Here is a 10964-nt window from a genome sequence, read left to right on the forward strand (position 1 = left end):
TTAGAAGCTCTACCTATTGAGTGACAACGAGCAGAGGATTCATAATTTACAATGAGCCAGGATTTAACTAATTGGTAGTTATATGCTGGCTGTCTTATAAAACTTCTAGCATTAACAGAGAGATACTATAAAACTCAATTAATTGTGTCTTTGGAATTATGCAGCTAAATGAAGATTATGACTCCTAAACTTGCATTATGGTTACTGTGGACTGGATTTATCGCCTATATTTTATTGTTGGCACCGCCCTTGCACTTAGATGAAACGCTAACCCTGCTAAAAAATATATTTACTTTTCAGTGGGCTGCTATTAATCCAATTATCCTTTCTTTATTTTCTCTAGTGGGTATTTGGCTATTAATTTACAGTAGTTTATTGTTCATTGATGGCAGGATGCAACTAATTCCTTTTTGGCCTTTTGCCGTAGCATCAGTAGGCTCAGGTGTAATTGGTCTTTTGCCGTATCTGGCTTTGCGTAAACCTAATCAACAATTTTCGGGACAAAAAGATGTTTTTTTGAGTCTGCTGGATTCTCGCTTTTACGGTATCGTCTTAACTTTCAGTACAGTTGTTGTGCTTGTCTATGGTTTTGCCTTCGGTGATTGGGGAGATTATGTGCAGCAGTTTCAAAACGATCGCTTTATCAATGGTATGAGTTTGGCATTTTGCCTGTTTTATCTTTTATTTCCTACTGTTGTTGGTGATGACATGGCTCGTCGCCGTTTCCCTGATACCCAGGTATTTTTAGCAGTGGTGTTTGTTCCCTTACTCGGTTCTCTTGCTTATCTTTGCCTGCGCCCACCACTAGTGTTATCAAGTATTTCTGAAGAATCATTAATAACTAATCGCTAAATATCGGCATTTTTCAATTAGTTCCGTGAGTCAAGATTGGGCGGGCTGGGCGATCGCTTAGTTAACTTTAAGAACCTGTTAACTAATTCGTCTACCAATCGCTTTTGAGAATCCCATAATCAACAATATCTACGTAATCAACCTCATTTAAATCTATGTTGACGGCGACAGCACTCATAAACCATACCAATTTTTTGCATAACTTGTGCTAATGCGGGGTTATGGAAAAAGTGTCTCAAATGAATGGGGTGAAGCCGCAATATTTTTTTATATTTAATATAAGAAAGATCGTTAACAAATAAAAGTTTTAATTTTTACAATGTGCAGGAGAATAAATAATGGCGTGGGTATATTTGTTGGTTGCAGGGTTATTAGAGATTGCATGGGCAATTGGTCTGAAATATTCACAAGGCTTTACTAAGCTGGCTTTCAGTATTCCCACAGTTGTTTGTATGATATTGAGTTTTTTCTTTTTATCGATAGCACTACGCACATTACCAGTAAGTACTGCTTACGCCGTTTGGACTGGGATAGGAGCAATGGGTACGGCTTTATTAGGAGTCTTATTATTTGGTGAACCTGCTTCTATAAAGCGTTTTATTTGCATTGGCTTAATTTTGTCAGGTGTACTGGGACTCAGATTAGTATCAAGTCATTAAACTTCTTGCAAAAGTCGGGGTAAAGGGGAAGGTGGGGCCCCCTGTGGGGATAAGGGGCAGGGGAAAAGGGTAAAGAAACTCAAAATCCTTTCCCTTTAACCTTTTTCCTTTTCCCTCTCTTGCAAAAATATATTTTTGCAAGAGGTGTATTAATCCTGCCAAACAGAAGCCTAACTTTTCCTGTTGGCGATCAGAGGGACAATCGATTGGGGAGGCTATGGACTATGTGCCCCACATTAGGAGCGATCGCATTTCTACAGTTACAGGAATTGCAAATAAAACTAATTTTTTAGTCCCATCATTAACTATTAGGAGTTGGTAGTCTTGAAATAGTTAACTGTAAGGCTTGCATTTGAGGAAAATCACGCTTAATAATTTCGATAGCTTTTCTTTGACTCTCTTTATTTTTAACGATCAGTTGTGCAGTGCCATCCCCTTGAGAACCTACGCCTTTTCCTCCGAAGATATAAGGTTTAAGTGGCTCGTGATGGAGAAGCAAATGCAGCTTTTTTGCAGTTAATTGCTCAGGACAAGCCGGAACTACGTGTAGATCAAATTCCGTTTGGGCTTTTGTCATTAAAGCTCCAAGAAGTTGGGCATCTCCGAGTTGTATTGCTTCAACTGCTGCCTGGGTAATTTCAGAGCTAATAGAACCAAAATATTTTTGCACATTTTGCTCTATTGAATTAGTAGCCAAAGGATAACACTGATTCAATCGTCTTAGTATTTCTTGTGTGTTTTTGGTACCGCCGAGATCGACAATCACAAAAAACAAATCCTCACTCACTTTCAATTCGAGTAGGTCGATTTTTTCACCATCAAATATCATCAATATTGGGCGATTTCCATAAGCACAAGCCTGATCCATACGGCCACAAAGGCTAGGAGTGGTTCTTTCTCCCAGATAGGCAAACTCCATTTCTGAACGAATTGTCATCTTCAAGTCATACACACGATTAAAAGACCGAGCAATGAGAACACAAAAGGCAGCACTCGAAGATAATCCCTTTTGGATGGGTAAGTCGGTTAGATAATTATCAACCTCAAGCCCGCCAACATCATAGTGAGTCAGAATTTGATAAGCTGTACCAGCAGCATAACTAAAAAAACCACCCTTTGCCGCTATGCGTTTTAGGGTATTAGATTCCATAGGTAATCTCAACGGTTCATAACTCCTGCCATCATTGAGAGAACTACGAATAATTAATTCAGTAGAATTAGCTTTGATCGAGGCATAAATTCCTTGATTAGTACCAACAATTAAGGTGTAACCCTTTTCGATAAGAGGATTAACACTGCGATATTCTCCTGCCCAATCGCTGTGTTCTCCGAATAAACAAAGACGCCCTGGAACAAAAATTTTCATTTTAAGTTTCCTGTTCTTAATCGAGGTATATTATTCTGATTAACTTGAATAAACAACATACCATTCATCACTCCAATAGCTCACGTCAGCAAAGCTTTCGGCAATAAGAGAGAGAATCGATTGGGAAACGATGGACTACCCTCCATCTAGCGAAGTGATCGCTCTTTGAAGAAAAACTTTTTGGTTTACTGTTTTTTAGTTAATGTGTCAGTTTAATTATTGTCCACTCAGTAAATACAACAAGCTTTAGGCTAGAATTACGTTGTTAGTAAGTGTAATTATCCAAATATCCTTATTTTAGATAATATTGCTATTGTCTAAAATCAGGAATACAAGGATTAGCGATCGCACTGAAATTTGGTTGTTTACCGATCATAAGATTTGTAGAGGGTACTACCATGCAAAATATTCTAAAACGCGCATTCCTACCTGGATTGATGGCTGCTACTTTAGCTGGTACTGGCTTAATCCCGGTTCAACCTGCTTCTGCTGATGACCGAGTTATTAATAATGCAGCTATTGGAGCCGGGGCAGGTGTATTAAGTGGGGTTGTAACAAATTGTGGTTCCGTATTAGACAATGCTTTTAAAGGTGCTGCTGCTGGTGCTGCTGTTAATGCTGCCAATGGTGCAAGAAGTGCCAGAGCCAGAAGAAGAAACGGACGTTTACCTGTTCAAGATATCGGTGTAGGTGCTGGTGCTGGTGTATTGGCAGGTGCAATTTCTGGCGGTTGTGGAACTACCTGGAAAAATGGTGTTAATGGTGCTGCGGCTGGTGCTGCGGTTCATTTATTAGATAAAAGACCCAGGAGAAGATAATCTGTCATTGATAACTCGTCATTTAGTCACCCAGCACGAATTATCAATAAAAACCTTCAGGCGCAGAGCGAACATAGTGCCTTGCGGTACTCTTTAAAAGATTGGGGACACGACTCGCTTAAATAGCCAAAGTTGCGTATGCCCTCTGTAATGTGGTGTACTTAGCCCTGTTTTATCACTTTTGAAAAACAATAATCGAAGCCAAAGACTAAAACTTTGATTTCACCAAAACTTAAAGCTTTATTTTCTAATAGAAACTAAAATTTATAGACAAAAACTGGAAAACAAAGCTTCACGACTCTTTTGGTTATCGCATTCTCTCAAAGGGAGAAAACAGGGTTAAGTTTTAATATTCAAGCGACTTGTAGTACAGGGTAAAGGGGCAGAGGGGAAAACTTACTGCAACTTCTCCTCCTGCTCCTTAACCCTTTTTCATGACAATCCCAACTCTTCTGGAAAACCGAGCATGATGTTTAGGTTTTGGACTGCGGCTCCTGATGCGCCTTTACCTAGATTGTCAAGACGAGCAACTAGCAAGACTTCTTTGGTGGTGTCATTGGCAAATACAAAAACCTGAACAATATTAGTACCGTTCAGTGCGTAGGCGTAGCCCGTTGTAGACATCGCATCCAGAAATGTTCCGTCTCTGAGCAGTGTAGAATCTTGGTATGGAGCAACCTGCACGAACTTTTCACTTTGGTAGTAGTCAGCGATCGCTTCATAGATAACTTTACCTGACGGTGGATTATCCAAAGTTCCCAGTGGTAAAGGTACTTGTACTAACATCCCCTGCTCAAAATCCCCCACGGCTGGTACGAAAAGCGGCGGTGATGCTAACCCTGAATACTGATGCATTTCTTTGACGTGCTTATGCCCAAACTGCAAACTGTAGATACCATAAGGGTGGAGCGACTTTGTGCCGACTTGCTGTTCGTGGAAGGTATCATATTGTTTAATCAGATTCTTTCCGCCACCAGAGTAACCTGACACTGCATTAACGGTGATGGGAAAGTTACTGTTCAGGATTCCTTTAGCAATTAACGGGCGGATACAAGCTAAAAATCCTGTGGGATAACAGCCCGGATTGCTGACAAACTGCGCGCTGGCGATTTTCTCTCGCTGTCCTGGATTTAGTTCAGGGAAACCATATACCCAGTCTTTAGCTATGCGATGGGCACTACTAGCATCAAGGATCTTAACCCTATTATTACTGACTAAGCTAACAGCTTCACGGGCCGCATCATCAGGCAGGCAGAGAATGATAACATCAACAGCATTGATTAGTTTGGTTCGCTCATTTGCATCTTTACGTTTAGATGCTTCAATGCTAACTAACTCAATATCATCACGCTGGTTCAGGCGTGAGTATATTTGTAAGCCTGTGGTTCCTGATTCCCCATCAATGAAAATCTTCGGTTTAGTAGTCATGCGCTTCTTATTATATGAGAGTGATATTTTGACAAAGTAAGAGTTATTTTAACGATCGATTTTTGAATGAAATTAACCTGCTTTCACCATCCACACCAAAAAGCTCAGAATTGATTCGATAGGAGGAAGAGAATAATCCATTAAATCAATTGTGACTGTTTGACCCTCTAGTTTCAGAAATCGTCTGGCAAAAAGCGGATTCCTTCAACAGTACTCAGATGAAAATCTTGTTTCACTCGGTCAATGTTAAATTGACTGTAGGGCATGATAAATCAATACTCCATCCATTTGCTTGATTGTAATAGTATTTGTTCCTTCGCCTTCCCCGTTTCAGGATATGGATTTCGCTTTAACTCATTTTTGGATTGGCTACTCCTCCCAAGCTAGAGTACGTTTCACTGCTTTTTGCCAAGTACCAAATTTGGATAAGGGGAAATCACTCTTCGGCTCAAACACCCGCTCAATTTGCCGTTTTTCCACTAGTGTTTCATAGCTCTGCCAAAATCCTACAGCTAAACCTGCCGCAAATGCTGCACCCTGAACGGTCGTATCGCGCATTATCGGACGTTCAACTGGAATACCTAAGACATCAGCTTGAAACTGCATCAAAAAATTATTCTCGCAAGCACCACCATCTACGGTTAATCGCCCAACTGGAGTACTGCTAGATGCGTTAATTGCTTGCACCACTTCCAGAACTTGATAAGCGATCGCTTCCAACACAGCGCGAACTAGATGCTCTGGTTGTACACTGGCGGTAATGCCGAAGAAGGCTCCCCTGGCGCTCATATCCCAATAAGGTGCGCCCAGTCCACTAAATGCTGGCACAAAGTAGACTCCGCCATTATCTTTTACCTGATTGGCCATCACTTCAGTTTCAGCAGCAGTTTTAATCAACTTCAGGCGATCGCGCAACCATTGAATACAAGCACCACTAGTAAACATACTACCTTCTAGGGCATAGCCGACATTTAAAGTATCGCTGGTATTTGCTTGTGTCCATGCCACCGTAGAAATAAGTTGATGGTGCGTAGGCGTAGCCCCTCGTAGAGAACGCACAATTTTCGTTCCTGTGTGAGCAACCAAAAAGCTACCAGTACCGTAAGTACATTTCACCAAACCGGGGCGATCGCAGCCATGACCAAATAGAGCCGCTTGCTGATCTCCCAAGATGGCGGTAATGGGAATTTCAGCACCCAACAAAGTCGCATCAGTGACTCCAAATATTCCTAAACTCGGCTGAATCTGGGGCAAAATATGCGCCGGAATTTGAAACAGATCCAGTAAAATCTCATCCCACTCACAGGTTTTGAGATTCATCAACATTGTCCGGCTGGCGTTGCTGTGGTCAGTGGCGTGGACTTTTCTACCTGTGAGGTTCCACAACACCCAGGTATCAATAGTACCTGCTAACACCTTGTTCAAATCAATATCAGTAACATTGTCTAATAGCCATCTGAGCTTAGTAGCTGAAAAGTAAGCATCAATGATTAATCCCGTGCGATCGTAAATTTCATCAGCGTAGCCTTGCTCTTGTAACTGGTGGCAAAGGGGAGCAGTACGGCGATCTTGCCAGACGATCGCTTTATGGAGTGGTTTACCAGTAGTTTTGTCCCAAATCAAACAGGTTTCGCGCTGTACAGTTAGTCCCAAGGCTGCGATCGCTGATGGTGTAATCTGGGCATTTGCAATTGCGGTTTGCATTACCCAACAGGTATCCTGCCAGATTTGTTGAGGGTCATGTTCTAACCATCCTGGCTGAGGATAATACTGAGTTAATTCTTTATATGCCTGCCCAACAATCTTGCCGTCTGCGTTAAATACAAAGGCGCGGTTGCCTGTCGTACCTAAATCCAGTGCTAAGATGTAGCCCGATGATAGAGTTTTTTTGCCAAGTGTGTGCATAGCCGCTTTTAGTGTTGCGTAGGCGTAGCCCAACCTAGACATCGCGATTTTAGCAATACGCCTTCAATCACATATACATTATTTTGGGTACATTTTGAATTTCCTGTTTGGATAGCATTACGTCTCCGTAAGTCTAAAAAAGCTACGATTTTATGCAAAGTTGTACTTAGCACAATGGGTATTGATGTCCGCCTCAAATCCTAGACCTTCACAACATTACAAGACGCTGTGCAGAATGGCACGCTTGTAAAGGCCAAAGACATATTGTATCCTCGTTCCCAGCCTCCAGGCTGGGAACCAGTTGGGCAAGGGCTGTATCTTAACTTAGTGCCATTCGACGCTGTGCATTTTAATTATGTGTAAGTAAGTATATTGGCACAGAAAATAATTATCAAAATGCTGTTTTCAAAGGAATATTACACACAAATTCATAGAAGTTTTATGATTAAATTTATGTGGCAATATACAAAGTGTCACTTTATTCAAGTTTGATTATGATGCTCATGTTTTATAGTTTGCATATAAAAATTAATAGTAAACCAATACGATTCACCAAGATGTGAAAATCATCATCAAGACACAAATCGCCGTGTCTAATTATTGTGAAGATGGCGATTCATCGCGTCTCTTGCTTGAACCAACAGTATTAATAGTAAACCTGATTAATATAAATTTTGTTATAAGTAATCATCCTAACTTGATATAAAAACTATAGATTTCAAAATAGATGCGATCTAAAAGTTAAAACCATCCCATGTTAAAAGCTAACCAAAATCAAAATGCACTACTAGCTCTGTTGTTACTTGTGCCAGTTCCGAGCATTGGTATTGCAACTCAGCTATATATACTCCCTGGCTTACAAGGACATTTAGTAGCTTTATTAGCTAAAATCTGGTTATTGCTAATACCCATTATTTGGTTGTTATTTGTCGATAAAGAAAATTTAAAAGTTGAATATCCTAAAAGACGCGATTTATTAGCTGGAGTCGCATTAGGGCTATTAATGCTAGGCATCATGTTGATTGTTTATTGGCTGCTGGGCGCAAAATGGATAGATGTTGAATATGTTCGCGATCGAGCAACACAAGTTGGATTGAACAGTTTTGTGATTTACTTAGTAGGTGCAGTGTATTGGATATTTGTTAACTCTTTACTTGAAGAATTTGTCTGGCGTTGGTTTGTTTATCGTAAATGTGAAATTTTGGTATCAAGTCCTTTAGCTGTAGTACTGTCTGCACTATTTTTTACGATTCATCATGTTGTTGGTTTAGCAGCTTACTTCGACTGGCGTGCGACAACATTATGCTCATTGGGGGTATTTATAGCAGGGGCGGTTTGGTCATGGTGCTACTTAAATTATTGCTCGATTTGGCCTGGATACATCAGCCATATTTTTGCAGATATAGCAATTTTCCTGATTGGCTGGCAACTGATTTTTGCTAACAGCAGTTTTCATATATTTGAACCACATTTCTTGTAGGGGCGCAAGACCTTGCGCCCCTACTGCGTGGTCTATTTACCTGAAAGAAGCTGTAACAAAAATAGACTTCTTGCATAAGTCGAGAAAAGGGGAAGAGGTTCTGTATTGTTCCCTTCCCCTTTAACCTTTACCCTTTCCCCCCTCTTGCAAACAATCCTTTTTGCAAGAGGTTTAATGTAATCAATCTACAGCGAACTAATCAATCAACATCTCTCAAGATAATATGTTTTTTTAAGTCGAAACTGATTATACCTTCGTCTTGTAATTTACCTATCAATCGTGTAATTGTTACTCTGGTAGTGCAGCAGGCGCTAGCAAAATCTTCGTGAGTAAAACGAACACTTAAGCGAGTTCCCTCTGGTACAGTTTCACCCACTTCTCGTTTTAAAAGTTTTAATAGATGGTGCAAGCGTTCTTGTACCCGCCGTCTTCCACAAATGACTAAAAAAGATTCTGTTTGCTGTAACCGCTGATTAATCTTTGGTAAAAGTACATGGCTCAGTCTTGGAGAAGCTGTTATCTCTGCCGCGTAAATTGACACCAACTCAACATCAGCGAGAGCTGTTGCTTGGTAAATGTCTAAAGATGTCAAACTAGAACCAAAAACCATTCCTGGTGTTGCCAATCCAATCAGCACTTCTTCACCCGTTTCACAGTAGGTACTGAGTTTAACCAAACCCTGACAGACATACCAAATTGCTAACGGGTTGAGGGGAATAGTTTCTCCTTTAGAATATTTATCCACGGGACGATCATTGAAGAGATCGTCGTCATTCTTGACTACTGCTGATTCTACTTTTTTACGTTCAGTAATATTACGTACTACCCAGCGGAGAGAAGTTGCCTTTCCCTGCGAATTGCGGGCAACTGCGACTGTCAAAGCTGCATCAAAAAACTCACCATGACGTTGTTGCAAGCGTATCAATAGCTCTCTAACCCTGTCTGATTGTGATAGTTGAATGAGTTCGCTACGAAGGTGCTGACGTTCTTCTAGAGGGACGAAGCTAATCATTGGTTTACCCACCATAAATTGCTTTGAAACATTGAGTAACTTAGCTGCGGTGAAGTTAGCTTCTTGGATAATTCCTTGTGTACTAGTCACTAAATAGGCGTCAGGGGCCAACTCGAATAAATCTTGGTAGTGTTGGCGTTCTGCTTCTAGCGAATTGCGTGTTTGTACTAGTTCCTCATTTTCCTGATAAAGTTCCTCCGCCGCTAACTGTACTATCTTTGAGGTGTTATACAGTTCCTTAAAAGCTTGCGGCAGCAGATCCGGGGAAATCCAAGGTAGTACATTAGCAGTTTCGTATAAATCTGCTAAACGCTTGTGCAATACTTCTGTGCGTTGGATAAATTTTTCTATGTTCACCTTATAATCACCGCTACTTGCTTGCAGAGGTTGAGCATTTCCCAAGGAATAATTTAGTGCTAATAATAATTTGTTTCCATTATTACTAAGGATAACTGATAAGACTGTTGCCAACTTCCATCACAAGAATCAAGCAACTACTACTAAAGACACATAATCTAAGTTAAGTTTGTTTGTGATTCTGAATACCTCGATAAAATTCATAACAAGATTCCCAGCTTTTTTAAGAAGTTGGGAATTTAAGCCTTTCGGTTTTCAAATTTATGATGGAAATATGTGGCAAAGATAACGAGTAAAACTAGTGAGGACAAGCAATAGACCTCTTGCAAAAATCGTTGAATCACCCCTCCCCAACCCTCCCAGTATGTATTGGGAGGGAGCAAGATTTCAAGTTTCCCTCCAATATATCCGGGGGATTAAGGGGGGTCGATTCGACTTATGCAAGAGGTCTAAGATCGAACTAATATATCTAGAATTGTAAAGATAGATATTAATAAGTTAAAAATCTTTGTATAGAGAAGCACGTATTAACTTAATAATGATCCGCCTCTTTAGTTAGAGGATAAATGAAGTAGTAAGCTGGTGTAATTTAACAATGCGTAACAGCTAATCAACGCGCAAGTTATAAGGAGTGGTGGGTAAGGTGTCAATGCTATAAAGTCTCATCACTCCTTTTTACTTACATCAGTTTATGAGTAGGGGCACAAGGCCTTCATTGGTGTAAACTTAAGCCGAAAACTATATCGGACAGGCGTTTTGCACATCCCTCATGCCCTCATCCCCTAACCCCTTCTCCCTTGGGAGAAGGGGAATTGAATATCTAGCTCCCCTCTCACGGATGGGAGAGGGGCTGGGGGCATTGGTGTCAACTTAACGTGAAACCCTTGTCAAAACGTGATATTCAGTTCTCTGGCTTCCCATCACGATCTGCGTTACCCCACCCTAACCCTCCCCTTGCAAAGGGGAGGGAACTGGAGTTTCTTGTTTCCCTTTTTGGTTTGTTCGGCATCTGGAATCAAATTTTCTTGCAAAGGGGAGGGAACTGGAGTTTCTTGTTTCCCCCCTTTATAAGGGGGGATTAAGGGGG

The 10964-nt window shown here is 40.8% G+C and carries 8 protein-coding genes; 4 read left to right on the forward strand and 4 right to left on the reverse strand.

Annotated features, from left to right (window positions below; genetic code table 11):
* Window positions 1-177 precede the first annotated feature (177 nt).
* Window positions 178-852: a hypothetical protein gene (locus RMY16_RS14610; RefSeq protein ID WP_322736945.1), complete on the forward strand. Its 675-nt coding sequence runs from the start codon at window positions 178-180 to the stop codon at window positions 850-852.
* Between the two features lie 338 nt (window positions 853-1190).
* The gene (sugE, locus tag RMY16_RS14615; protein WP_322736946.1) at window positions 1191-1511 is read left to right on the forward strand and encodes a quaternary ammonium compound efflux SMR transporter SugE; all 321 of its coding nucleotides are present in this window, start codon (window positions 1191-1193) and stop codon (window positions 1509-1511) included.
* Window positions 1512-1812: 301 nt separating this feature from the next.
* Here the strand turns inward: sugE and RMY16_RS14620 are convergent, their stop codons facing one another.
* A complete protein-coding gene (locus tag RMY16_RS14620) occupies window positions 1813-2877 on the reverse strand; it encodes a GHMP kinase (protein WP_322736947.1) in 1065 nt (354 codons plus the stop codon).
* Window positions 2878-3275: 398 nt separating this feature from the next.
* Here RMY16_RS14620 and RMY16_RS14625 point away from each other — a divergent pair, with 398 nt between their 5' ends.
* Entirely contained in the window at window positions 3276-3695 is a 420-nt protein-coding gene (locus RMY16_RS14625; RefSeq protein WP_322736948.1) for a hypothetical protein, read from the forward strand.
* Between the two features lie 432 nt (window positions 3696-4127).
* On the opposite strand, the gene argC is transcribed toward RMY16_RS14625, so the two are convergent.
* Together argC and glpK are read right to left on the reverse strand one after the other, a co-directional pair.
* Window positions 4128-5123: an N-acetyl-gamma-glutamyl-phosphate reductase gene (gene argC, locus RMY16_RS14630; RefSeq protein WP_322736949.1), complete on the reverse strand. Its 996-nt coding sequence runs from the start codon at window positions 5121-5123 to the stop codon at window positions 4128-4130.
* Between the two features lie 369 nt (window positions 5124-5492).
* The gene (glpK, locus tag RMY16_RS14635; protein WP_322736953.1) at window positions 5493-7028 is read right to left on the reverse strand and encodes a glycerol kinase GlpK; all 1536 of its coding nucleotides are present in this window, start codon (window positions 7026-7028) and stop codon (window positions 5493-5495) included.
* 754 nt (window positions 7029-7782) lie between these two features.
* On the opposite strand from glpK, the gene RMY16_RS14640 reads away from it, so the two are divergent.
* Window positions 7783-8508: a CPBP family intramembrane glutamic endopeptidase gene (locus tag RMY16_RS14640; protein ID WP_322736950.1), complete on the forward strand. Its 726-nt coding sequence runs from the start codon at window positions 7783-7785 to the stop codon at window positions 8506-8508.
* A gap of 199 nt (window positions 8509-8707) precedes the next feature.
* Here RMY16_RS14640 and RMY16_RS14645 read toward each other — a convergent pair whose 3' ends face one another.
* Entirely contained in the window at window positions 8708-9877 is a 1170-nt protein-coding gene (locus RMY16_RS14645; protein ID WP_322736954.1) for a PAS domain S-box protein, read from the reverse strand.
* Between the last annotated feature and the right edge of the window lie 1087 nt (window positions 9878-10964).

It is taken from the genome of Nostoc sp. DedQUE12b (assembly GCF_034530835.1).
Classification (GTDB): Bacteria; Cyanobacteriota; Cyanobacteriia; order Cyanobacteriales; family Nostocaceae; genus Nostoc.

Bases quoted from the DNA above. Each gene is read 5' to 3' on its own strand.
- RMY16_RS14625 (WP_322736948.1), top strand. From the start codon at position 3,276: ATGCAAAATATTCTAAAACGCGCATTCCTACCTGGATTGATGGCTGCT.
- argC (WP_322736949.1), bottom strand. From the start codon at position 5,123: ATGACTACTAAACCGAAGATTTTCATTGATGGGGAATCAGGAACCACA.
- RMY16_RS14610 (WP_322736945.1), top strand. From the start codon at position 178: ATGACTCCTAAACTTGCATTATGGTTACTGTGGACTGGATTTATCGCC.
- RMY16_RS14620 (WP_322736947.1), bottom strand. From the start codon at position 2,877: ATGAAAATTTTTGTTCCAGGGCGTCTTTGTTTATTCGGAGAACACAGC.
- sugE (WP_322736946.1), top strand. From the start codon at position 1,191: ATGGCGTGGGTATATTTGTTGGTTGCAGGGTTATTAGAGATTGCATGG.
- RMY16_RS14640 (WP_322736950.1), top strand. From the start codon at position 7,783: ATGTTAAAAGCTAACCAAAATCAAAATGCACTACTAGCTCTGTTGTTA.
- glpK (WP_322736953.1), bottom strand. From the start codon at position 7,028: ATGCACACACTTGGCAAAAAAACTCTATCATCGGGCTACATCTTAGCA.